The sequence below is a fragment of the Hydrogenophaga sp. YM1 genome (assembly GCF_016903055.1).
In the GTDB taxonomy this organism is placed as follows: Bacteria; Pseudomonadota; Gammaproteobacteria; order Burkholderiales; family Burkholderiaceae_C; genus Hydrogenophaga; species Hydrogenophaga borbori.
Genome location: NZ_CP070223.1, coordinates 4,575,570 through 4,597,967, shown reverse-complemented (window position 1 = coordinate 4,597,967; position 22,398 = coordinate 4,575,570). Strand labels below are relative to the sequence as shown.

Genomic DNA, 22,398 nt, shown 5'->3' with positions numbered 1-22,398 from the left:
CCATGAAGCCTGTTGCCGTATTGCGTGGTATCGCCTTGCTGGCCCTGGTGTGGCTGGCGGGTTGTGCGGGCTTGCCCGAGCGTTTGCCGTCTGGCGCGTCGCGCGAGCAGGTGATCGAGCGCCTGGGTCCGCCGAGCGCCGAGTACGCCCTGGCCGACGGCTCGCGCCTGCTGTACTCGCGCCAGCCGCTGGGCCGCCAGGTCTACAACGTCGACTTCGGTCCCGACGGCCGCCTGCGCCGCGTGGTGCAGGTGCTGGACACGAACTGGATGCTGCAGCACATCGCGATCGATCGCTGGACGCGCGACGACGTGCTGCGCCACCTCGGCCGGCCGGCGCTGGTCGAGCGCGTCGCGCGCTTCGACGGCGACATCTGGACTTACCGCTACCTCGAGAACAACAACGAACGCCTTGCGCATGTGCACATCGACCGCGCGGGCGTGGTGCGCAAGCTCCTCTTCCTGGACGAGTTCACCCCGCCGTCCGACCGTTCCTGATCCCGCGCCGGCGCCCGCCGGCCGGTCCCTGTCCTGATGAAACTCATCTTCGCCGGCACGCCGGTCTTCGCGCGTGTCGCGCTCGAACGCCTGCTGGGCGCGGGCTTTCACGTTCCCCTCGTGCTGACGCAGCCCGATCGACCCGCCGGACGGGGCATGAAGCTGCAGGCCTCGCCGGTGAAGGCGCTCGCGCTGGAGCACGGCATCGCCGTCGCCCAGCCGCGTGGCCTTCGGCTCGACGGCAAGTACGCCGATGACGCCGCGGCCGCGCGCGCCGCGATCGAGGCCGCCGGGGCCGACGCCATGGTGGTGGCGGCCTACGGGCTGATCCTGCCGCGCTGGGTGCTGGACGCGCCGCGCCTGGGTTGCCTGAACATCCACGCCTCGCTGCTGCCGCGCTGGCGCGGCGCGGCGCCCATCCACCGCGCCATCGAAGCCGGCGACGCCGAGACCGGCGTGACCATCATGCAGATGGACGAGGGCCTGGACACCGGCGGCATGCTGCTGCGCGAGCGCCTTCCCATCCGCGGCGACGACACCACCGCCAGCCTGCACGACCGCCTGGCCGTGCTCGGCGGACGGCTCATCGTCGAGGCGCTGGAGCTCGCCGCCTGCGGTGGCCTGCGCGCCGAGCCGCAGCCCGCGCAGGGCGTGACCTACGCGCACAAGATCGAGAAGGCCGAGGCCGTCATCGACTGGGCCCAGCCGGCGGCGCTGATCGCGCGCCGCGTGCGCGCCTTCGACCCCTTTCCCGGCGCGCACACCATGCACGCCGGCGAGGCCATCAAGGTCTGGGCCGCCGAGCCCGTGGCCGGCGCGGGCCGCGCGGGCGAGGTGCTGGCCGTCGGGCCCGAGGGCATCACCGTGGCCTGTGGCGAGGGCGCGCTGCGCCTGACGGTGTTGCAGCGCGCGGGCGGCAAGCGCCTGCCCGCGGCCGACTTCCTGCGCGGCTTCGCGCTCGCGCGCGGCGAGGCGCTGGGGGGCGGCGGCGCATGATCCTCTTCCTCAAGCGCGAGCACCGCGCGCGCCCCGAGTACTTCGAGGGCATCCGCGATCAGTTCTCGGTGGCCATGGGCATCGGCGCCTGGGGCCTCATGACCGGTGTGGCCATGGTGCAGTCCGGCCTGTCGCCGCTGGAGGCGGTGCTGATGACGCTGATCGTCTACGCCGGCAGCGCACAGCTCGCGGCCATTCCCATGATGGCCGCGGGCGCGCCGCTGTGGGTGATCCTGGTGGCGGCCTTCTGCGTCAACCTGCGCTTCGTGGTGTTCTCGGCCCACCTGCGGCCCTACCTCATGCACCTGCCGCGCTGGGAGCGCCTGGCCAGCGGCTACGTCACGGGGGACCTGAGCTACGTGTTCTTCGCGCGCCGCTACCCGCACCCCAGCGACGACCCCGATCAGCGCGCCGCGCAGCAGGCCTACCTGATGGGCAACTGCGCCGTGAACTACGCCGCCTGGATGGGCACCAGCCTGCTGGGCGTGGCGCTGGCCAACGCCATTCCCCTGGCCTGGGGCCTGGGCTTCGCGGGCATCCTGGCGCTGCTGGGCGTGATGTGCTCGCTCGCCACCTCGCGCCTGCGCGTGGTCTCGGCGGGCGTGGCGGGCGCGGCCGCGGTGGTGGCCTGGGCGCTGCCGCTCAAACTCAACATCCTGGTGGCCATTGCCTGCGCGGTGGCGCTGTGCCTGCTGCTTGAGCACCTGCGGCCCGCGCGCGAAGGGGCCGGCCGTGTTTGACCTCGATCCCTGGACGCTGCTGACCATCCTGGCCTTGGGCGCGGTCACCGTCATCGCGCGCGGCTTCTTCTTCCTGTCCGACAAGCCCTGGACGCTGCCGCGCTGGGCCCAGCGCGGCCTGCAGTACGCGCCCATCGCCGCGCTGTCGGCCGTGGTCGTGCCCGAGGTGGTGATGAGCCACGGCGCGCTGGTGAACACCTGGCAGGACGCGCGCCTCTACGCCGCCTTGGCGGGCGCGGCCTGGTTCTTCTGGCGCAGCGGCGTGCTGGGCACCATCGTGGCCGGCATGGTGGTGTACCTGCCGCTGCGCATCGGCCTGGGCTGGTAGCGCCGCGCGCGGCGCCTCGGCGGTGCTATTCGCTGCGGCGCGCGCGCGCCGCGGCCGTGCCGGGGTGGGACCGCACGAACTGCCAGCCCGTGAGCGAGACGCTGGCGCAGATCAGCAATGTCCACATCGTGTGGCTGGGAAAGTGCGCACCGCGCAGCGTCTGCACCACGCCCGAGAGCAGGCCCACGCCCAGCGCGGCGGCCAGCCAGCGCAGGCCGACCACGCGCCGCCGCTGCACCCCTTCGGGCGGCAGCAGCCAGGGCAGGCACAGGGCGAGAAACGCGAAGCCGCTGGACGCGTGGCCACCAGGAAAGCAGCGGCCGGTGCCGCCGTCGGCCTGGCCCCAGGCCCAGTGCGACACCCATCGGGCGTTGCGGCCGAAGGCCTCCAGCTCCCAGGGGCAGCTGGTCAGGCTGTTGTACTTGACCAGGTTGACCGCGAGCAGCGACAGCACGGCCAGCGCCAGCACGGCGATCCGCTCGCGCCGCGGCAGGTGGGCGCGCGGCCACAGGGCCCAGCCGCACAGCAGCACGAAGGCCGCGACCATGGTCTTGTGCAGGCCGTCGTGCAGCACCCGCTCCAGCAGCCAGTCGTGGCGCAGCGCGAAGCCCTGGGGGCTGCCCACGGCGCGCATCACGGCCATGTCCAGGCCGGACAGGTCCCACAACAGGGTGAAGGCGAGAAACCCGCCCAGCCACAAGAAGGGGCGGGGCGGGGCGCGGTCGAGGGGGGGCGCTGGCGGGGGGGTGGCGGGCATGGCGCGGCACTGTTGGGTGCCACCGTTAACCCCAGCTTAAATTGCTTAATTTGCCGCTAAGGTGGCTGCCCATAATCGATGGCCTCGATTCCCAGAACCTCAGGACGGTCCGATATGCGCGCACTCGTGGTGGAAGACGACCCCGGCATCGCCAGCGGCTTGGAGCTGGCCCTGCGCCGCGCGGGTTACGCGGTGGACCTGTGCGCCACGCGCGACGCCGCCTGGCACGCGCTGTCGGTCGAGCCCTTCGACGTGCTGCTGCTCGACCTGGGGCTGCCCGATGGCGAAGGCATGGACCTGCTGGTGCGCCTGCGCCAGCAGCCGGCGCCGGTGGCCGGCCGCCAGGCGCTGCCGCACAAGGACATGCCGGTGCTCATCATGACCGCGCGCGATGGCGTGAGCGACCGCGTCGTCGGCCTGGACGGCGGCGCCGACGACTACCTGGTCAAACCCTTTGACGCCAACGAACTGCTCGCGCGCCTGCGCGCCATGCTGCGGCGCGCCGGCGGGCGCAGCAACCCGCTCATCGAGCACGGCGAACTGGTGATCGACCCGGCCGCCCATACGGTGCTGCGCGCGGGCCAGCCGGTGGCGCTGGGGGGCAAGGAGTTCGCGCTGCTGCTCACGCTCATGCAGGCGCGCCCGCAGGTGCTGTCCAAGACGCGGCTGGTGTCGGCGCTCTATGGCTTCGGCGAGGAGCTGGAGAGCAACGCCATCGAGGTGCACATCCACCACCTGCGCCGCAAGCTCGGCGAATCGCTGATCCGCACGGTGCGCGGCGTGGGCTACTTCATCCCGCGCGACGACGCGGCGGCGGACGGGCCGCGATGAAGGCGCCGCGCCTGCTGCGGCACTACCTGCTGCGTTGGACCCTGGGCATGCTGCTGATCCTCTGGCTGGCGGTGGTGGCGCAGGCCTGGACCACCGCCTTTCGCGAGGCGCGCAAGTTCTCCGACGGCCAGATGGTGGCTGTGGCCCGGCTGTGGCTGGTGGCGTCGCCGATCGGCGAGTCGCGCCCCCTGCCGCAGGCCGGCGCCGACCTCGAGCACGAGTTCCTCCAGGACGTGGCCGTGCTGGCCTGGGAGGGCGGCCGCCTGGTCAGCGACACGCACGGGCTGGCGGACAAGCTGGACCTGGCCGCGTTGCCCGCAGTCGGCTTCTTCTCTGTCGAGCTGAACGCACCGAACCTGCCGACCGCCTGGCGGGCGTTCTCTGTGCAGACCGGCGACGGCGCCGAGCAGCGCCGCGTGCTGGTGCTGATCGACCGGCGCCAGCGCTTCGAGCTGGGCACCGACATCGCCATGCACGTGGCCGAGCCCGCCTTGCTGGTGCTGCCCGTGGTGCTGCTGCTGCTGGGCTGGGGCGTGCGCCGCGGCCTGCGCCCGCTCGACAGCCTGTCGCGCGAGGTGGCCGCGCTCGACGGCTTCGCTGGCGAGCGCCTGAGCACGGAACGCCGCTTCCGCGAATTCGCGAGCACCGTCACCGCCATCAACGCCCTGGTGGACAGCCTGCAGGCGCGCGCCCAGCGCGAGCGCGAGTTCGCCTCCGACGTGGCGCATGAGTTGCGCACGCCGCTGGCCGCGCTGACGCTGCAGGCGCGCGCGGCGCAGCACGACCCCTCGCCGCAGCGGCTGGAGCAGCTGGAGCAGGAGTCGCTGCGCGCCGGGCGCATCCTGCAACAGCTGCTGGACCTGGCGCGCGCCCAGCGCAACCAGGGCGCCGAGGATGGCGTGCCGGTGGCCCTGGGCGAGCTGGCGGCCCGGCTCGTCGCTTCGCATGCGCCGGCGGCGCTGGAGAGCTGGCAGGAAATCTCGCTGCAGCAGCCCGACGAACCCGTGGTGGTGATCGTCCAGCCCATGCTGCTGGAGCTGGCCCTGCGCAACCTGATCGAAAACGCGCTGCGCCACACGCCCCCGGGCACCCAGGTGCTGGTGGAGGTGTGGCGCGACGCCGACTCGGTCGGGGTCTCGGTCAGCGACGACGGCCGCCGCCCGACCGCCGCCCGGGTGCGGCCGGCCGAATCGGGTGGCCTGGGGCTGGGTTTGCGCCTGGTCCAGCGCATCGCCGAGCAGCTGGGCGCCCGCCTCGACACCGACGGGGCCCAGGCCCCCATGACCACGCGTTTCGCCCTGCGCTGGCCGCGCGCCTAAGGTTCAGCTAATCCGGGGCGCTCACGCTCTCGGGGGCCGCGACAAGCGGCTTCCCGAGAGCTGTTCATGCCCACCCCGTTTCCCTTCCCTTTCGCGCGCGCCCTTCGTTTCTCAACCGCCGCGGCGCGCGTGCGGGTGCCGCGCGCCGCGGCCATGGTGTGGGGCCTGGCGCTGTGGCTGGCCCTGGTGGGCAACCTGCCGTTGTGGCAGCGCATCGACGGCCTGGGGGGCTCGCTGGGGTACCGCGTGGTGCTCATCGCGGGCCTCGGGGCGCTGCTGACCTGCGCCATCGCCGCGCTGCTGTGGCTGTTCGCCTGGCCGCGGGTGTTCCGGCCGGTGGCGAGCGTGCTGCTGGTCGTGGCCGGCGCCAACTCCTATTTCATGTGGCGCTACGGCGTGGTGATGGACCCGACCATGCTGGCCAACACGCTGCACACCGACGTGCGAGAGGTGCGCGACCTGATGTCGTGGTCGCTGCTGGGGGCGCTGCTGCTGGTGGCGGGCCTGCCGCTGTGGGCGCTGTGGCGCCAGCCACGCTTTCTGCACGGTGGCTGGCGCCGCGTCGGGCACAACGCCGCGGGCTTGCTGGCCGCCTTCGCGCTGCTGGTGGTCACCGCGCTGATGAGCTACCAGGGCCTGGCCTCGCTCATGCGCAACCACAAAGACCTGCGCTACATGGCCAACCCGCTGAACAGCGTCTATGCCGCCACGTGGGTGGCGGCGGAGCGCCTGCCGCGCCAGGCGAAGCCCCTGCTGCCGGTGGGCGAGGACGCCCGCCTGGGCGCCAGCTACGACCACCAGGCGCGGCCGCCCCTGCTGCTGCTGGTGATCGGCGAGACGGCGCGCGCGCAGAACTTCGGCCTCAATGGCTACGCACGCGACACCACGCCCGCGCTGGCGCGCTGGCGCGCGGGCGGCGACCTGGTCAATTTCAGCCAGGTGCGCTCCTGCGGCACCAATACCCTGGTCTCGGTGCCCTGCCTGTTCTCGCCGCTGTCGCGCACCCAGGGCGGCAACCAGCCGGCCGACCGTGAGAACCTGCTCGACGTGCTGCAGCGCGCCGGCCTGGCCGTGCTCTGGATCGACAACCAGGCGGGCTGCAAGGGCGTGTGCAACCGCGTGCCCCACGTCTACACCAACGACCAGCCGGTGCCCGCCCTGTGCCCGGGCGGCGAATGCCTGGACGCGGCCATGCTTGACGGCCTGGACGCGCGCCTGGAGGCCCTGGACCCGGCGCGTCGCGCCCGGGGCGTGGTGCTGGTGATGCACCAGATGGGCAGCCACGGACCCGCCTACGCCGCCCGCTCGCCCGACGGCGCCAAGCCTTTCCTGCCCGAGTGCCGCAGCAACGCGCTGCCCGAATGCTCGCAGCAGGAACTGGTCAATGCCTACGACAACTCCATCGCCTACACCGACCGCTTCCTCGACCAGGCCCTTCAGTGGCTGAGCGCGCGCGCCGCGCAGGGCCGCAACGACACCGGCCTGGTCTACGTCTCCGACCACGGCGAGTCGCTCGGCGAGAACGGCCTGTACCTGCACGGCGTTCCCTACGCGCTGGCGCCCGATCAGCAGACCCATGTGCCCATGGTGGCCTGGTTCTCGTCCGGCCTGCGCCAGCGCGCGGGCCTGTCCCTGGAATGCTTGCGAGCGCGCTCGGCCGAGCCGCTGTCGCACGACAACGTTTTCCACACGGTGCTGGGCCTGATGGACGTGCGCACCCGCGCGCGCGAGCCCGCGCTGGACGCGCTGGCGCCCTGCTCGAGCAATGGCTGAGCGCCGGCGGGCGCGCGCGCTTTCCTACAATCCCGGGGTTTGTCCACAGAACCCGGGATTGCCGCCATGACCGCCTTCATCCGCTTCGCTGACCTTTGCGCGCAGGGCCGCGCCAAGGGCCAGCGCGTCTTCATCCGCGCCGACCTCAACGTCCCCCAGGACGAACGGGGCCGCATCACCGAAGACACGCGCATCCGCGCCAGCGTGCCCGCCATCCGCCTGGCGCTGGACGCCGGCGCGGCGGTGATGGTCACCTCGCACCTGGGCCGCCCGACCGAGGGCCAGTTCAAGCCTGAGGACTCGCTGCAGCCCGTGGCCACGCGCCTGGCCGAGCTGCTGGGCCAGCCGGTGCGCCTGATCACCGACTGGGTGAATGGCGACTTCGCCGTCTCGCCCGGCGAGGTGGTGCTGCTGGAGAACTGCCGGCTGAACGTGGGCGAGAAGAAGAACAGCCCCGAACTGGCCAAGAAGCTGGGCGCCCTGTGCGACATCTTCGTGCACGACGCCTTCGGCACCGCGCACCGCGCCGAGGGCACCACCTACGGCATCGCCGAGACCGCGCCCGTGGCCTGCGCGGGCCCGCTGCTGGCGGCCGAGATGGACGCCATTGCCAAGGCCCTGGCGCAGCCGAAGCGCCCGCTGGTGGCCATCGTGGCGGGCAGCAAGGTCAGCACCAAGCTCACCATCCTGCAGAGCCTGGCGAGCAAGGTCGACCAGCTCATCGTGGGCGGTGGCATCGCCAACACCTTCATGCTGGCCGCGGGCCTGAAGATCGGCAAGAGCCTGGCCGAGCCCGACCTGGTGGGCGATGCCAAGGCCGTCATCGAGGCCATGAAGGCGCGCGGCGCCGAGGTGCCCATCCCCACGGACGTGGTGGTGGCCAAGCGCTTCGCCGCCGACGCCGAGGCGACGGTGAAAAAGGCCTCCGACGTGGCCGACGACGACCTGATCCTGGACATCGGTCCCGAGACCGCCGCGAAACTGGCGGCCCAGCTCAAGCAGGCCGGCACCATCGTGTGGAACGGCCCGGTGGGCGTGTTCGAATTCGCGGCCTTCGAAGGCGGCACCAAGGCCATCGCCCGCGCTATCGCCGACAGCGCGGGCTTCTCCATCGCGGGCGGCGGCGACACGCTCGCGGCCATCGCCAAGTACGGCATCGAGAAGGACGTGGGCTACATCTCCACCGGCGGCGGTGCCTTCCTGGAGGTGTTGGAAGGCAAAACCCTGCCGGCGTTCGAGGTGCTCGAACGCCGCGCGCAGGCCTAAGGCACAGACGATCCGCCGCCGGGCCGCCCCCAGGCGGATCAGCCCCCTCGGGGCTGAGCCCGACGGCTCCGAGCCTGCCTGCGCTGGCTCGGACGGGCGAAGAGGCGCTGACTCTGGCAGCGCCGCGGCCTGCAAGGCCTCACGACCCGTGCAGCGGCGGAGCGTGGGGGCATCATGTTTTGCGGGTGGGAATGCGCGCGACCACCCACACGCCGATCGCGGCGGCCACCAGCACCACGCCCAGCAGCACGGGCCGCTCGCGCAGGCCCCAGGCCGACAGCGACACCATCAGCAGCATGGTGACCTGCGCGAAGCGCTTGGTGCGCCGGCTCAGGCTGCGGTGCTCTTCCCAGTCGCGCACCATGGGGCCGAAGAAGCGGTGCCCGCGCAGCCAGCCGTGCAGGCGCGGCGAGGCCTTGGCGTAGCAGGCCGCCGCGAGCAGGACGAACGGGGTGGTGGGCAGGCCTGGCAGCGCCACGCCCAGGATGCCCAGGCCCAGCGACACCGTGCCGGCCAGCCAGAGCAGCCAGCGCAGCGCGCGGGGGGTTTCGTCGGGAGAGGGCATGCGCCGGCATGATAGCCAGCGCCCCGCGCGCCGTGGGGCTCAGGCCGCCGCGCCGATCGTGAGCGACACGCCGCCCACGCCCTCGACCCGGCCCTCGAGCCGGTCGCCCGGCACCACCGCGCCCACGCCCTCGGGCGTGCCCGTGTAGATCAGATCGCCGGCCTGCAGGTGGTAGAAGCGCGAGAGGTCTTCGATGATCTCGCGCACGTTCCAGATCAGCTTGTCCACGTCCGACTTCTGCTTCGTCGCGCCGTTCACCGTGAGCTCGACGGCACCGCGCTCGATCACGGTGAACGGCAGGGGCACGATCTCGCTGCACACCGAGCCCTGCTCGATGTCCTTGCCCAGGTCCCAGGGGCGGCCCTTGTCGCGCGCCACCAGCTGCAGGTCGCGCCGCGTCATGTCCAGGCCGGCGGCGTAGCCGTAGATGAGCTCGTGCGCGTCGGCCGCGGCCACGCGAAAACCCGCGCGGCCGATGGCCACCACCAGCTCCATCTCGAAGTGGTAGTTGCTGGTCTCGCTCGGGTAGGGCACGGTGCTGCCCGAGGGCGTGAGCGTGGAGAGCGACTTGGTGAAATAGAAGGGCCGCTCGACCGACTTGTCCACGGGCTTGCCCATTTCCACCGCGTGCGCGTGGTAGTTGCGGCCGACGAAGAACAGTCGGTTGACAGGGAACAGCTCGCTCTTGCCCTGGATGGGCAGGGCGGCGACGGCGGGCGGGTTGAAGAGGTACTGGGGCATGGTGGGTCCGGGGGTCAGGGCATCTGCGGTTGGTTGTCGGGGCGCACCTCGTAGACGCCGAGCTTGCGGTGCAGCGGCGACTCGTCGGCGACGAAGAGGAAGGCGGGCTCGCTGGCCGAGGCATTGACCAGCGTGGTGGGCGTGTAGCCCGGGATGCAGCAGGTGTCGGCCTCCTTCAGGTCGAAGTCGTGCCCCTGCACGCTCACGCGCGCGCGCCCTTCGATGGCGTGGTACACGCAGGCCGGCGAGCGCGCGGGCAGCGCGAGCGTCTGGCCGGGGCGCAGCATCAGCGCGTGGAAGCCGAGCACGTTTTCGGCGTCCTCGCCGGTCTCGGGGTTGGTGTAGGTGACCTGAACGTGCTGCAGGTCGGCCCGGTCCTCGGCGATGGACAGCAGCGCGGCCTTGGCGTCGGCCCAGGGGTAGCGCAGCATGGGGTAGCGCTGGCCGGCGCGGCCGAACACGGGCGTGGGCACCACGCCGGCGCGCGAATAGGCGCGGTCGCCGCGGCCGGGTTTCACCGCCTGCCGGCCGCCGTTGAGGTGGTAGCTCACCTCCAGGTAGTACATGAGCGGCAGGTCCAGCACGTCGAGCCAGACCACGGGCTGGTCGCCGTCGTGGCCGTGCTCGTGCCAGCGGCCGGTGGGCGTGAGGATCAGGTCGCCGCGGCTCATGGGGCACTTCTCGCCGTCCACCGTGGTCCAGGCGCCCTCGCCTTCCACCACCATGCGCACCGCGTTGGGCGTGTGGCGGTGGCTGGGCGCCCACTCGCCGGGCAGCAGCAGCTGCATGCCCAGGTAGAGCGCGGCGCTGGCCTGCATCTTCTCCAGCGTGTGGCCGGGGTTGGCCAGCACCAGCACGCGGCGCTCGGCCTTCTCGATCGGCGTGAGCTCGCCGGCCTTCAGCAGCAGGGGCTTGATGTCGGCGTAGGCCCAGTGCGTGGGCTTCGTCTGGCGCGTGGGAATCTGCGGCGGCAGCACGCCGCGCAGGCTGGGCCACAGCGGCACCAGGTTGCGCTCCCGCAGGGCGGCCACGTAGTCGGCGGGCAGGTCTTCGAGGCGTCCGAGGTCGTTCATCGAGGTCTCCGTTGGGTTCAGTGCGCGGCCAGGCAGTGGTCCACCCGCCAGCCGTAGAGCCATTCCACGGCATCGTAGAAGCGTTCGGGCGAGCGGCCGCGCCACAGGTCGTTGCGCACCAGGCGCTCCACGCCCTTGGCGTGGTAGATGCGGCCCATCTCGCGCGAGCTGAGCACGATGCGCGCGGTGCGCGCGATGCGCGAGCGCTGGTACAGGTCCAGGGCCTTCTCGAAGTCGCCCTGGTGCACGCGCAGGGCCTCGCCCAGGGTCACGGCGTCCTCGATCGCCATGCAGGCGCCCTGCGCCATGTACTGCGTGGTGGGGTGGGCCGCGTCGCCCAGCAGCGTCACGCGACCAAAGCTCCAGCGCCCGATCGGGTCGCGGTCGGCCGTGGCCCATCGCTTCCAGCTCTTGGGCAGTTCGATGAGCTTTCGCGCCTTCGGGCAGATGCCCTGGAAGTAGCTCAGCACCTCTTCCTTGCTGCCGTCCTTCACGCCCCACTCTTCCGTCTCGCGGCTGTGGAAGGTGACGACCACGTTGTACTGCTCGCCGCCGCGCAGCGGGTAGTGCACCAGGTGGCAATTGGGGCCGGCCCACAGGCTGGCGGCGTTCCAGCGCAGGTCCTCGGGGAAGTCGGCCTTGTCGACCACGGCGCGGTAGACCACGTGGCCGGTGACGCGCGCCGGGTCGCCCACGAACTGTTCGCGCACCACGGACTTCACGCCGTCGGCGCCGATCAGCGCCAGGCCGCGGTGCGCCTGGCCGTGCTGGTCGTGGGCCGTCACGCCGTCGGCGTCCTGCTCGATGCGCTCGATGCGCGTGGCGGTGTGGAAGCTCACGCGGTCGCTGGCCTGCACACCCTCCAGCAGCGAGCCGTGCGCGTCGGCGCGGTGGATCACGGCGTAGGGGTTGCCGAAGCGCTGGCGGAAGGCCTCGCCGGTGGGCACCCGTCCGATGGTGTACTCGTCGATGGCGTCGGTCATCACCATCTCGTCGATGTAGACCGCGCGCGAGCGCGCCGCCTCGCCCACGCCCAGGGCGTCGAAGGCCCAGAAGGCGTTGGGGCCGAGCTGCATGCCGGCGCCGATCTCGCCGATCTGCGGCGCCTGCTCGAACACCTGGACGCGAAAACCCTGGCGCACCAGCGCCAGCGCCGCGGCCAGGCCGCCGATGCCGCCACCGGCCACGAGGACGGGGAGGTCCTTGTCTTGTGTCGCCATGCCTGTCTCCTTCACAAGATTTGCATACTGATGATCAGTACACTCATCATAAGTGCCCTGATAGCATGCTGTCCACTTCCTCCCGTCGTCCTGTCCCGCCGCCCTTCATGAAACGTTCCGAGCCGTCCAACGTCAGCATCGACGACCAGCCGGGCCACTACATCCGGCGGCTGCACCAGATTTCGGTGGGCATCTTCCTGCAGGAACTGTCCGAGCTGGGCGTCACGCCGGTGCAGTACGCGGCGCTGCAAACCGTGGCCAATCAGCCGGGCATCGATCAGCGCACCCTGGCGCGCACCATCGCGCTGGACGCGTCCACCACCGGGGGGGTGGTCGACCGGCTGGAGCAGCGTGGCGCGCTGGAGCGGCGCACCGCGCCCACCGACCGGCGCGCGCGCCAGCTCTGGCTCACGGCCGCGGGCGAGAAGCTGCTGGCCGAGGCGGTGCCGGCCATGCTGCAGGCGCAGCAGCAGATCCTGGCGCCGCTGACCGAGCGCCAGCGCGCCGAGTTCATGCGCCTCATGCGCATCGTGGTGGATGAGAACAACGCGCTGAGCCGCGCGCCGAGCGAAGCGGCGAAGTGAAGGGGGCGCGCCGGCGCGCGCTCAGTCCCGCAGGTGCGCCACCACCGCCCGCACCACGGCCTCGTCGCGCAGCAGGCGCGTGTGGCCCAGGCCGCGGGTCTCCATCAGTTGGGCGCCGGGGATCGCGTCGCGGAAGGCCTCGGCGTCGGCGAAGCGGTTGATGCGGTCCTCGCGGTCGTGGACGATCAGTGTGGGCTGGGCCACGCGCGGTCCCACGGCGGCGGGCTCGAACTGGCGCATCAGGATGCCCTCGCGCGCTTCCACGCGCTGCTGCAGGCGCGCGCGGGTGTCCTCGCTCAGGCCGAACACGGCAGCGAACAGCCGCGTGTAGGCGTGCGGCGAGGCCGGCGGCGCCAGCAGCGCCAGGCGCGGCACGGCCAGGCCGCGCGCCGCCGCGTAGGCCAGCGCGTTGGCCGCCAGCGAATGCGCCACCACCGCGCGCACCTCATGGCCCTGCTGCTGCTGTCGCGCGACGAGGTAGTCGATGGCGCGCGCGAACTGCGGCAGGTTGCTGGTGCTGCCCTCGCTGCGCCCGTGCGCCGGCAGGTCCACCAGCAGGGGCCGCAGGCCCTGAGCGCTCAAGGCCTGCGCCAGCGGCAGCATCTGCGCGGCGTAGCCGCCCCAGCCGTGCAGCAGGACCACCACGGGGCCGTGCGGGCCGGGTGGCGGTTGGTAGAGGGTGAGGCTGGCGTCCTCGAAAGGCAGGCGCGTGATCCGCCAGCGGGCCAGGTCCGGCTGGCGTCGGTGCAGCCACTTGGACGGCAGGGGCGTGCCGAACACGCGGTAGGCGCCGCGCACGGCGAGCGCCGGCCACACGCGCTCGGACAGGGTGAGCGCCCAGCGCAGCCAGCGTGTGCCGGGGTTGGCCTGGTAGTAGGCCGAGGCGGTTTGCAACGAGGTGCTGTTCATCACGGATCTCCTAAAATCGCACGATCGTGCGAAATATGGTCGAACAAAAGAAGCGGCCCAGCACCGCTTCTCAGCTTTCGTAGGTCTTGAGCAGCCGCGCCCAGGTGGCCTGGGCGCGCTCGGCGGCGCGGGGATCGCGCAGGAAGCGCACGTCGTGGACCAGCCCGATCGCCAGGCTGCAGATTTCGCCCACCAACTGCTCCGGGTCGGTGTCGGCCTTCAGGTGGCCGGCCTCGATGGCCTGCAGCACGGTGCGGCGCAGGGCGGCGCGCCAGCGCGTCACCTCGCCCAGCAACAGCTCGCGCAGCTCGCCCTCGCGGTCGTCGAGTTCGAAGGCGCCGGAGGTGTAGAGGCAGCCCGTGTGCGCCTCCACGTCGCGCAGGCGGATCAGCCAGCGCCGCACGATCTCGCCCAGGCGCGGCAGTCCCTTGGGCGACTGCATGGCCGGCACGAAGACGTCGGCCAGGAAACGGCGGCCGAACTCCTCGATGACGGCTTTCTGCAGCGCCTCGCGCGAACCCACGCGCGAGAACACGCCGCTCTTGGACAGGCCGATGCGGTCGGCCACCGCCTGCAGGGTGATGGCCTCCAGGCCCTCGGCCGAGGCAAGGTCGAGCGCGGCGCCAACGATGGCGGCGCGCGTCAGTTCGCTTTTTTGTGTCCGGGCGTCCATGGCGGCGGAATTTAGCACGTTCGTGCGAAACTCGGAACACCGCCCGCTGGCGGTGGCCCGGCTTGGTCGATGAAAGGTCGCTGGCTATGATCCGCGCGTTCCGCGCCGCTGGCCCCATGAACCCACCCCTGCCCCCACTCAAGCCCGAGTTCCTGGCCATGCTGGTCAAGGGGGTGTCGCTCATGCTCAGCAGCTGCGACCTCGATCTGACGCCCAGCGTGATGCGGGCCGTGGGCAGTCGCATCGACGACGGCGGGCGCCGCATCACCGCCTATCTGGGGCGTGCCCAGTCGCGCCAGCTGTTGGCCAATATCGCGGCCAGCGGGCGGCTCGCGGCGGTGTTCAGCCAGCCCAGCACCCACCTGACGGTGCAGTTCAAGAGCCGGCGCGTCCGCTTGCGCGAGCCGCAGGCCGACGACCAGCCTTACCTCGAGCGCTACCGGCAGTCGCTGGAGCAGGAGCTCTCGGTGCTCGGCTTCGCACCGCTCTATGTGCAGGCCTTGCTGGCGCATGCGCCAGACGATCTGGTGGCCGTCGAATTCGAGCCCGACGAAGCCTATGACCAGACACCCGGCTCCCGGGCGGGCAGCCCGTTGATGGCCGCTTGAGTCCTCCATGAACGCCACAGCCGCCATCGGTCCCGAGCAGCTCGCCACCATGGCCGAACTCAGGCCCTGTCTGGAAGGCGCGATCCCCGCCGTGATGGCCACCGTGGCGGCCGATGGCACGCCCAACGTGGCGTACCTGTCCCAGGTGCACCATGTGGACGAGCACCACGTGGCGCTGTCCTTCCAGTTCTTCAATCGCACCCGGCAGAACCTGCTGGCGCATCCGCGCTCCACGGTGCTGGTGACCAACCCGCTGAATTTCCACTTCTACCGCCTGCACCTGAAGTACCTGCGCACGGAAGACGAGGGGCCGGTGTTCGAGCGCATGAAAGCGCAGTTGGCGGGCATCGCCTCGCACGAGCGCCTGGAAGACGTGTTTCGCCTGCGCGGCGCCGACATCCACCAGGTGCTGGCCATCGAGCGCGTGCCGGTGGGCAAGGCCCCGCCCTTGCCCGCGCCGCTGAGGCGGCCCGAGCCCCTGGCGGTGCTGCGCCGCCTCAGCGGGCGTTTGTCCCGTGCGCGCACGCTCGATGCGCTGCTGGATGCCGCCCTCGATGGACTGCAGCAGGAGCTGGGCCTGTCGCAGGCCATGGTGCTGATCGCCGACACCGCCTCGGGGCGGCTCTACACCGTGGGCAGCCGGGGGTACCCGACCTCGGGCGTGGGCTCGGAAATCGCGGTGGGCCACGGGGTCATTGGCGTGGCCGCGCGCGAAGGCACGCCGGTGCGCATCAATCACATGACGAGCGCCGCGCGCTACAACCAGGCCCTGGCCGACAGCCTGGGCCGGCGCGAAGCGGGCGCCGAGATTCCTTACCCCGGCCTGGCCCGGCCGGGCAGCCAGCTCGCCGTGCCGCTGCTGTCCGCCGGCCGGGTCCTGGGGGTGCTGTTCGTGGAAAGCGAGCACGAGATGCACCTGAACCACGAAGACGAGGACCTGCTGGTCGCGCTCGCGGGCCAATTGGCGGCTGGCATCGACCTGATGCATGAGTCCGAGGAGCCTTGCGGCGACGACGGCGCGGCGGCCGCCAGCGCGGCGGTGGCCGCCAGCGCGGCCCCCTTGCTGCGCGTGCGCCGTTACCGGCGCGACGACAGCATCTTCGTCAACAACGCCTACCTCATCAAAGGCGTGGCCGGCGCCATCCTGTGGAAGCTGCTGAACGACCACCTCGGCGGCCGCAGCGAGTTCACCAACCGCGAGTTGCGCCTGGACACCACGCTGGGCCTGCCGGACGTGAGCGACAACCTGGAGGCGCGCCTGCTGCTGCTGCACCGCCGCCTGGGCGAGCAGTGCCCGGCGCTGCGGCTGCAGAAGACCGGGCGCGGCAGCTTCCGCTTCGACGCCCTCGCGCCGGTGGAGCTGGCCGATAGCCCCTAGCGCGCGGCTCAGGCGCTCACCAGCCCGGGCACGGGCGGCAGGTTCATGCCACGCGCCAGCTTGGCCCAGTCGCGCGGGCTCAGGTGGGCGCGCGCCAGGTCCAGCACGGCGGCCACCGCCGGCGCGGGCGCCTTGGCTTGCATGTCGTTCACCATCAGGCAGCGCTCGATGGCGTTCGACGCGGGCAGCATCCAGCGCGCGACGGTCATCATCTCCTGCGGCGGGATGCTGGCCACCAGCTCGTCGTGCAGGGCCAGCAGTTCGAAGTCGTTGTAGGTGGCCCAGAGTGCGCCGTTGTGCGCCGTTTCCTCGGCGTGCATGTGCCGCAGGTTGTCGGCCACGAACAGGGCCAGCGCCAGGTACAGCGCGTGCATCGCGCCGGCGCGCTCGTCGGCCGGCACGGCGGCCAGGGCGCGCGCGGCCCCGCGCAGCTGGGCGGTGTGGCGCAGGTGGTCCTCGTGCTCCTCGGCGACGGCATCGCACACGCCGGGGCAGCGGGCCCGCAGCGCGGGGTGGATGAACCGGTTCTCGTGGTCCAGGTGGCGCTCGAACATCTCCATCAGTTCGATGGTGCGGTCAGCGGCGTCGTGCACCTCGGCCTCGTCGGTGGGGTCGGCGCGGCCGAGGGCGAGCAGGGTGTCGGCCATCATGGCGCGCAGCGCCTTGTGGATGCCGGCGTACAGGTTGAAGCGGCCTTCGCCCGCGCGGGCGGCGGCGGCGATGGCGGCGATTTCGATCGAATGGGAATGCATGGTGGGAGGTCCTTGGGCACCGGTGACGCCCGGCGCTCGGCGGTGGCGGCGGCGCCCCATGCGCCGCTCGTCCATGCCCGGAAGTCTCGTGAAAGCCCCCCGGTCGCGCCGCTAAATTGCGCTTAAGCGCTTCCTAAAAGGACCTTAAGCCTCCCCCGGGCGGGGGATGGAACGCTCAGTCCAGCCCGCGCGGGCGGCCGCGCGCCTGCTTGGTGGCCGATCGCTGCGCCTTGCCCTCCAGGCGCCGCTCGCGCGAGGCGCGCGTGGGCCGCGTGGCGCGGCGCGCCTTGGGTGGCACGGCCACCGCGTCCACCATGGCCTGCAGTCGCGCCAGGGCCTCGGCCTTGTTCTGCTCCAGACTGCGGCTGCCCTGGGCCTTGATGACGATCACGCCATCCTGCGTCAGGCGGGTGTCGCTGAGCGCCAGCAGGCGCGCCTTCACCGCCTCGGGCAGCGAGGAGGCGCGCACCACGAAGCGCAGGTGCACGGCGTTGCTGACCTTGTTGACGTTCTGGCCGCCCGCGCCCTGGGCGCGGATGGCGGTGAAGGCCACCTCGTCGGGGGCGATGGTCGGGCGCTCGGGCATGGCGGCAGTCTAGGCCCTGGGCCGCCGCGACCGGTTCAGTAGCGCTCTTTCACGCCGGTGACCATGGCCTTGACCAGGCGGGTGCGCTCCAGGCGGCCCATCACGATGGCCGCCGCGGCGTGCAGGCCGGCCAGCCCGATGAGGCCGTCGGCCAGGCTCTCGTGCGCCTCGCGCAGGGCCTCGTTGCCCCAGAAGCGGTCGGTGCCCTGCAGCCAGCCCGTGAGGCCCAGCAGCAGCACCAGCAGCATGAGCGCCAGCATCATCAGCGCGCCCAGGGGGTTGTGGCCGGGGACGTGCATTTCATCGCCCCGGAACCAGGCGCGCAGGTGGTGGCGCAGGCGCGTGGGCGTGGGCCAGAAGTCGCTGAAGCGCGCGTAGCGCGGGCCGATGAAGCCCCAGACCACGCGCAGCAGCACCAGGGCCGCGGCCGCGTAGCCCAGCCAGCGGTGCGGCCGCTCGCCTTCTTCCAGCACCCATTGGTTCAGCACCACGGTGCTCACCAGAGACCAGTGGAAGACGCGCACGAACGGGTCCCAGACCCGCTCGGCGCTCGGCGGCGTGTTCATTGGGACTTGACCGGTTTGCCCGACACCGGGTCGAAGTAAATCTCGACCTTCTTGCCGGCCTTGTCGTGGCCGTAGATTTCGTAGCAATTGCCCTTGGTGACCTTGAAGGTCTTGATCTGGTAGCCCTGGGCTTGCAGGTCCTTCTTGAAGTCGGCCTCCGGCTTCCAGCCCTCTTTGCTGGGCGCGCAGGTGGGGCTTGCCAGGGCGTTGCCGGCGGCGAACAGGGCCAGGGTGGTGGTGGCGATGGCGATGGCGAGAGCTTTCATGGAGATGCGGGGAGTGACGCCCGCACATGCGGGCGCCGCCATTGCAGCCGGGCCGGCTGAAATGCGCCTTAAGCGGCGCGGCCCCGCGCGCGCCAGGGTTGCCGGGCCGCTGGGATAATCCGCCCCATGGCAGCGAAGCATCGGGTGGTGGTGGGTTTGAGCGGGGGAGTGGACTCCGCGGTGAGCGCGTACCTGCTCAAACAGCAGGGCCACGAGGTCGTCGGCATCTTCATGAAGAACTGGGAGGACGACGACGACAGCGAGTACTGCTCCAGCCGCCAGGACTGGCTGGACGCCGCCAGCGTGGCCGACGTGATCGGCATCGACATCGAGCACGTCAACTTCGCCGCCGAGTACAAGGACCGCGTGTTCGCCGAGTTCCTGCGCGAGTACCAGGCCGGGCGCACCCCCAACCCCGACATCCTCTGCAACGCCGAGATCAAGTTCAAGGCCTTCCTGGACCACGCCATGCGCCTGGGCGCCGAGAAGATCGCCACCGGGCATTACGCCCGTGTGCGCTGCGTGGCCGCCGACACGGGCGAGCCCGTGGGGTCGGACGGCACCTCGCGCGCCAGCGCGCGCGATGGCGCGGGTGTGCGGCACCAACTGCTCAAGGGCCTGGACCCGCTGAAGGACCAGAGCTACTTCCTGCACCGCCTCACCCAGGCCCAGCTCGCCAAGACGATGTTCCCGGTGGGCGAGCTGCCCAAGACCGAGGTGCGCCGCCTCGCGGCCGAGATCGGCCTGCCCAATGCCAAGAAGAAGGACAGCACCGGCATCTGCTTCATCGGCGAGCGGCCCTTCCGCGAGTTCCTCAACCGCTACATCGCCAGCGCGCCCGGCCCCATCAAGGACGAGCGCGGCCGCACCATCGGCGAACACGTGGGCCTGAGCTTCTACACCCTGGGCCAGCGCCAGGGGCTGGGCATCGGCGGCGTGCGGGCCAAGGGCGCGCAGAAGGGCGGCAGCGAGCACGAGCCCTGGTTCGTTGCGCGCAAGGACATCGCGCGCAATACCTTGTGGGCCGTGCAGGGGCACGACCACCCCTGGCTGCTGACGCCGCGCCTGCGCGCGCACGACGCGAGCTGGGTGGCCGGCGAGCCGCCGCCGGCCGGCGCCATGGCCGCCAAGACGCGCTACCGCCAGGCCGACGCGCCCTGCGCCATGGAGCCCCTGGGCGGGGCCGGTTTCGTGCTGCGCTTCGAACAGCCGCAGTGGGCGGTCACACCCGGCCAGAGCGCCGTGCTGTATGACGGTGAAGTCTGCCTGGGTGGTGGTGTGATCCTCACCGAGGCGGCCTCGGGCGACGAGGCCTACGGCCCGGCCGCGGCGCTGGCGGCCTGAGGCCCCTCCGCCCGGCGCGCATACTCCCCCCGGAACTAGTGCCGTCGCAGTATTGAGGCGGTCGCGCGCGGCCCGAATACTGGTCCCTGCTCGGTCGGCCCGCCCCCCGCGGGCCGCGCGTGTCGCGGGGTGACGATGCACGGTGGGGCGCCAGTCGGTCAGGGATGGCGGCGGGGCATGGCCTGGGTCTGGCTGTGGCTCGTGCTGCTGCCCTGCGCCGCCTCGCCACTGCCTGAGCGGGTGGCGCTGAGCGCGCCGGACAACGCCGTCGCCCTCACGCCCGAGCTGCAGTTCCTCGACAACCGCGCGCACCCCTGGCGCCCCGACGCCGCCGACGCGGCCAACGCCGATTTCGAGCCCCTGCCGCCGGCCTGGCAAGCGGGCAACCTGGGCCAGGGCTCCTTCGACCTGTGGTTTCGCGTGGTGCTGCACGCCGGCGCCGACGCGCCCGCCCATTGGATGTGGGTGGTGGACAACGCCAACCTGGACCTGGTCGAACTGTGGTCCGGCCCGCCGGGCGAGGCCGTGCGCCTGGGCCTCAGCGGCGACAGCCTGCCGCCCGGGCGGCGCGCCCACTCACACCGCCTGCCGGTGATCCCACTCACGCTGGCGCTCGGCGCCGATACCCCGGTCTACATGCGCGTGCGCACCGACGGCATGGCCCAGCTGCCGGTCAGCCTGTGGCCGCGCGAGGCGCTGGCGCGGCAGGACCAGTGGGTCTATGGCCTGCACGGTGTTTTCTTCGGCTTGCTCGCCGGCCTGATCCTCTACAACGCCATGCTGTACTTCAGCATCCGCGACCGCGCCTACCTCTATTACGTGGGCCTGGTCAGCGCGCTGGGGGTCTGGCAGTTCGGCAACCAGGGCTTCCTGGCCCAGTACCTGTGGCCGGGCGGGGCGCTGCTGCAGCACTACGTGGTCAACCTGTCGCTGGCGCTGGGCGGCGGCCTCTTGCTGCCCTTCGCGCGCCGCTTCCTGCAGACCGCCGCGCACGCGCCGCGGCTGGACCGCGCCGCGCGCCGGCTCACCTGGGGCTGGGGCGTGGTCTTTCTCCTCAACCTGCTCCCGCCGCTGTCGCCCGGCCAGCGTCTGGTGCCCTGGGCGGTCGCCGCGACCACGCTGATGCTGGTGGCCATGGCGTTCGACGGCCTGCGCGAACGCCGCCCGGCCGCGCTGCCCTTCACTGTGGCCTGGGCCTGCCTGTGGGTGAGCGCGCTGCTCTACGTGTTCTATCGCCTGGGCTGGCTGCCGGGCCATCCCCTGGTGGTCAACGCGCTGCCCATCGGCGCCGCGCTCGAGATGGTGCTGCTGTCCTTCGCGCTGGCGGACCGCTTCCGCGTCGAGCGCCAGGCCGCCGAGCGCGCGCAGGCGGACCGCCTGCGCACCGAGCTCGAGCGCGACATGGCGCGTCGCGCCACCGACGAGAAGTCGCGCTTCCTCGCCGCCGTGAGCCACGACATGCGCCAGCCGCTCTACGCCATCACGCTCGCGGCCGAATCGCTGGAGCGCCAGCGCCCGCTGCGCTACCCGGGGCCCCTGCTGCAGCAGATGAAGGCCGGGCTGGAGACGGCCGATCGCCTGCTCGACGCGGTGATGACCGTGGCCCGGCTGGAAACCGGCTCGCTGCGGCCGCAGCCCGCGACCTTCTCGCTGGAGCCCCTGATGGAGCAGGTGGACGGCACCTTCGGGCCGCAGGCCCGGGCCAAGGGACTGCGCTGGTCGGTCACGCCCTGCCTGGCCCTGGTCAGCACGGACGCGCGGCTGCTGCAGCGCCTGGTCTTCAACCTGGTGAGCAACGCCGTGGCCTACACCGAGGCGGGTGGCGTGCTGGTGTCGTGCCGCGTGCGGCGCCGGGGCGCCTTGCTGCAGGTGTGGGACACCGGCGGTGGGCTGCCGCCGGAGCCCGAGGCGCAGGTGTTCCAGCGGCACTTCCGGGGCGAGCCCGGCACCGAAACCGACAGCGGGGTCGGGCTGGGTCTGGTCATCGTCAAGCAGACCGCGCTGCTGCTGGGCCTGGAGCTGTCGGTGCGCTCGCGCCCGGGGCGCGGCAGCTGCTTCTCGCTCTGGCTGCCGCTGGCGCCTTCAGCCACCGAACACGCTGGGGTGGGTGTGCAGCCCGTCCAGTGGCAGCCGGCGGCCGGCCAGGTGGTCCTCGATGCAGCGCAGCACCAGGGGGCTGCGGTGCCGCGCGGCTGAGGCGCGCACCTCGTCCGGCGTGAGCCAGCAGGTGCGCACGATGCCGCGATCGAGCGCGCGGCCGGCCACGGCCTCGCCCACGGCGCCGCAGAAAGCGAAACGCAGGTAGGTGATGGACTCGTTGGCCCGCTCGAAGCGCGCCAGGTACACGCCCACCAGCGCCTCGGGCGCGAAGGGGTGCGCGGTTTCCTCCAGCGCCTCGCGCGCCGCGGCCTGCACCAGGCTTTCGCCCGGCTCCAGGTGGCCCGCCGGGTTGTTCAGGCGCAGGCCTTCGGGGGTGTGCTCTTCGACCAACAGGTAGCGGCCGTCGCGCTCGGCGAGGCAGGCCACGGTGACGCTCGGTGCCCAGCGGGAAGTCATGGGCTGCGATTATGGGCGGGCCGCCGTTCGCGACAGGCTTTCAGTTAAGCTCGCCCGTTGATTTTTGAAC

General features: G+C 71.9%; 25 protein-coding genes. 13 read left to right on the top strand and 12 right to left on the bottom strand.

Features of this window, described 5'->3' with window-relative positions:
* Positions 1-2 precede the first annotated feature (2 nt).
* From JNX00_RS21715 to JNX00_RS21700, 4 genes are read left to right on the top strand one after another with little or no spacing between them, the layout of a single operon-like run.
* Positions 3-497 carry a hypothetical protein gene (locus JNX00_RS21715; protein WP_204743669.1) on the top strand — a complete coding sequence of 165 codons (495 nt, stop codon included), beginning with the start codon at positions 3-5 and terminating at the stop codon, positions 495-497.
* A 36-nt stretch (positions 498-533) separates the two neighbouring features.
* The gene (gene fmt, locus JNX00_RS21710) at positions 534-1,493 is read left to right on the top strand and encodes a methionyl-tRNA formyltransferase (RefSeq protein ID WP_204743668.1); all 960 of its coding nucleotides are present in this window, start codon (positions 534-536) and stop codon (positions 1,491-1,493) included.
* On the top strand, positions 1,490-2,233 hold the full coding sequence (locus tag JNX00_RS21705; protein WP_204743667.1) for an AzlC family ABC transporter permease: 744 nt from the start codon (positions 1,490-1,492) through the stop codon (positions 2,231-2,233). Before fmt ends, JNX00_RS21705 begins: the two co-directional genes overlap by 4 nt.
* The gene (locus JNX00_RS21700; RefSeq protein ID WP_204743666.1) at positions 2,226-2,561 is read left to right on the top strand and encodes an AzlD domain-containing protein; all 336 of its coding nucleotides are present in this window, start codon (positions 2,226-2,228) and stop codon (positions 2,559-2,561) included. Before JNX00_RS21705 ends, JNX00_RS21700 begins: the two co-directional genes overlap by 8 nt.
* Before the next feature lie 25 nt (positions 2,562-2,586).
* Here the strand turns inward: JNX00_RS21700 and JNX00_RS21695 are convergent, their stop codons facing one another.
* On the bottom strand, positions 2,587-3,318 hold the full coding sequence (locus tag JNX00_RS21695; protein ID WP_204743665.1) for a phosphatase PAP2 family protein: 732 nt from the start codon (positions 3,316-3,318) through the stop codon (positions 2,587-2,589).
* Between the two features lie 114 nt (positions 3,319-3,432).
* On the opposite strand from JNX00_RS21695, the gene JNX00_RS21690 reads away from it, so the two are divergent.
* The 4 genes from JNX00_RS21690 (at position 3,433) to JNX00_RS21670 (ending at position 8,507) form a co-directional block, all read left to right on the top strand.
* On the top strand, positions 3,433-4,149 hold the full coding sequence (locus JNX00_RS21690; protein ID WP_175442858.1) for a response regulator transcription factor: 717 nt from the start codon (positions 3,433-3,435) through the stop codon (positions 4,147-4,149).
* Positions 4,146-5,468, top strand: coding sequence for an ATP-binding protein (locus tag JNX00_RS21685; protein WP_070399797.1), 1,323 nt, complete (start codon positions 4,146-4,148; stop codon positions 5,466-5,468). Before JNX00_RS21690 ends, JNX00_RS21685 begins: the two co-directional genes overlap by 4 nt.
* A 66-nt stretch (positions 5,469-5,534) precedes the next feature.
* The gene (locus tag JNX00_RS21675) at positions 5,535-7,241 is read left to right on the top strand and encodes a phosphoethanolamine--lipid A transferase (protein ID WP_239478207.1); all 1,707 of its coding nucleotides are present in this window, start codon (positions 5,535-5,537) and stop codon (positions 7,239-7,241) included.
* 66 nt (positions 7,242-7,307) lie between these two features.
* A complete protein-coding gene (locus JNX00_RS21670; protein ID WP_204743664.1) occupies positions 7,308-8,507 on the top strand; it encodes a phosphoglycerate kinase in 1,200 nt (399 codons plus the stop codon).
* 172 nt (positions 8,508-8,679) lie between these two features.
* Here JNX00_RS21670 and JNX00_RS21665 read toward each other — a convergent pair whose 3' ends face one another.
* From JNX00_RS21665 to JNX00_RS21650, 4 genes are read right to left on the bottom strand one after another with little or no spacing between them, the layout of a single operon-like run.
* The gene (locus JNX00_RS21665; protein ID WP_204743663.1) at positions 8,680-9,072 is read right to left on the bottom strand and encodes a YbaN family protein; all 393 of its coding nucleotides are present in this window, start codon (positions 9,070-9,072) and stop codon (positions 8,680-8,682) included.
* Positions 9,073-9,111: 39 nt separating this feature from the next.
* Positions 9,112-9,813 (bottom strand): fumarylacetoacetate hydrolase family protein, encoded by a 702-nt coding sequence (locus tag JNX00_RS21660; protein WP_204743662.1) that lies wholly within the window; start codon positions 9,811-9,813, stop codon positions 9,112-9,114.
* Between the two features lie 14 nt (positions 9,814-9,827).
* Positions 9,828-10,886: a cupin domain-containing protein gene (locus JNX00_RS21655; protein WP_070399801.1), complete on the bottom strand. Its 1,059-nt coding sequence runs from the start codon at positions 10,884-10,886 to the stop codon at positions 9,828-9,830.
* A gap of 17 nt (positions 10,887-10,903) precedes the next feature.
* On the bottom strand, positions 10,904-12,106 hold the full coding sequence (locus JNX00_RS21650; RefSeq protein WP_070399802.1) for a 3-hydroxybenzoate 6-monooxygenase: 1,203 nt from the start codon (positions 12,104-12,106) through the stop codon (positions 10,904-10,906).
* Positions 12,107-12,213: 107 nt separating this feature from the next.
* Between JNX00_RS21650 and JNX00_RS21645 the strand changes: the two genes are divergently transcribed.
* Positions 12,214-12,690 carry a MarR family transcriptional regulator gene (locus tag JNX00_RS21645; RefSeq protein WP_070399803.1) on the top strand — a complete coding sequence of 159 codons (477 nt, stop codon included), beginning with the start codon at positions 12,214-12,216 and terminating at the stop codon, positions 12,688-12,690.
* A gap of 21 nt (positions 12,691-12,711) precedes the next feature.
* On the opposite strand, the gene JNX00_RS21640 is transcribed toward JNX00_RS21645, so the two are convergent.
* Both JNX00_RS21640 and JNX00_RS21635 read right to left on the bottom strand, forming a co-directional pair.
* On the bottom strand, positions 12,712-13,599 hold the full coding sequence (locus JNX00_RS21640; RefSeq protein WP_070399804.1) for an alpha/beta hydrolase: 888 nt from the start codon (positions 13,597-13,599) through the stop codon (positions 12,712-12,714).
* A 70-nt stretch (positions 13,600-13,669) separates the two neighbouring features.
* On the bottom strand, positions 13,670-14,272 hold the full coding sequence (locus JNX00_RS21635; RefSeq protein ID WP_070399805.1) for a TetR family transcriptional regulator: 603 nt from the start codon (positions 14,270-14,272) through the stop codon (positions 13,670-13,672).
* 116 nt (positions 14,273-14,388) lie between these two features.
* On the opposite strand from JNX00_RS21635, the gene JNX00_RS21630 reads away from it, so the two are divergent.
* On the top strand, positions 14,389-14,880 hold the full coding sequence (locus tag JNX00_RS21630; RefSeq protein WP_239478206.1) for a pyridoxamine 5'-phosphate oxidase family protein: 492 nt from the start codon (positions 14,389-14,391) through the stop codon (positions 14,878-14,880).
* A gap of 7 nt (positions 14,881-14,887) precedes the next feature.
* The gene (locus JNX00_RS21625) at positions 14,888-16,258 is read left to right on the top strand and encodes a GAF domain-containing protein (RefSeq protein ID WP_204743660.1); all 1,371 of its coding nucleotides are present in this window, start codon (positions 14,888-14,890) and stop codon (positions 16,256-16,258) included.
* A gap of 8 nt (positions 16,259-16,266) precedes the next feature.
* Here JNX00_RS21625 and JNX00_RS21620 read toward each other — a convergent pair whose 3' ends face one another.
* The 4 genes from JNX00_RS21620 to JNX00_RS21605 form a co-directional block, all read right to left on the bottom strand.
* Positions 16,267-17,010 carry a hemerythrin domain-containing protein gene (locus JNX00_RS21620; protein WP_070399808.1) on the bottom strand — a complete coding sequence of 248 codons (744 nt, stop codon included), beginning with the start codon at positions 17,008-17,010 and terminating at the stop codon, positions 16,267-16,269.
* A 175-nt stretch (positions 17,011-17,185) separates the two neighbouring features.
* Complete coding sequence (gene arfB / locus JNX00_RS21615; protein WP_070399809.1) at positions 17,186-17,596, bottom strand: alternative ribosome rescue aminoacyl-tRNA hydrolase ArfB; 411 nt, start codon at positions 17,594-17,596, stop codon at positions 17,186-17,188.
* A 35-nt stretch (positions 17,597-17,631) separates the two neighbouring features.
* Positions 17,632-18,162 carry a cytochrome b/b6 domain-containing protein gene (locus JNX00_RS21610; RefSeq protein ID WP_070399810.1) on the bottom strand — a complete coding sequence of 177 codons (531 nt, stop codon included), beginning with the start codon at positions 18,160-18,162 and terminating at the stop codon, positions 17,632-17,634.
* Positions 18,159-18,428 (bottom strand): PepSY domain-containing protein, encoded by a 270-nt coding sequence (locus JNX00_RS21605; RefSeq protein WP_204743659.1) that lies wholly within the window; start codon positions 18,426-18,428, stop codon positions 18,159-18,161. Before JNX00_RS21605 ends, JNX00_RS21610 begins: the two co-directional genes overlap by 4 nt.
* A gap of 126 nt (positions 18,429-18,554) precedes the next feature.
* On the opposite strand from JNX00_RS21605, the gene mnmA reads away from it, so the two are divergent.
* Together mnmA and JNX00_RS21595 are read left to right on the top strand one after the other, a co-directional pair.
* Positions 18,555-19,772 (top strand): tRNA 2-thiouridine(34) synthase MnmA, encoded by a 1,218-nt coding sequence (gene mnmA, locus JNX00_RS21600; RefSeq protein ID WP_204743658.1) that lies wholly within the window; start codon positions 18,555-18,557, stop codon positions 19,770-19,772.
* Positions 19,773-19,949: 177 nt separating this feature from the next.
* Positions 19,950-21,968, top strand: coding sequence for a sensor histidine kinase (locus tag JNX00_RS21595; protein ID WP_204743657.1), 2,019 nt, complete (start codon positions 19,950-19,952; stop codon positions 21,966-21,968).
* Here JNX00_RS21595 and JNX00_RS21590 read toward each other — a convergent pair.
* Positions 21,855-22,328, bottom strand: coding sequence for an NUDIX hydrolase (locus JNX00_RS21590; protein ID WP_083293239.1), 474 nt, complete (start codon positions 22,326-22,328; stop codon positions 21,855-21,857). The two genes, JNX00_RS21595 and JNX00_RS21590, sit on opposite strands and share 114 nt — an antisense overlap.
* Between the last annotated feature and the right edge of the window lie 70 nt (positions 22,329-22,398).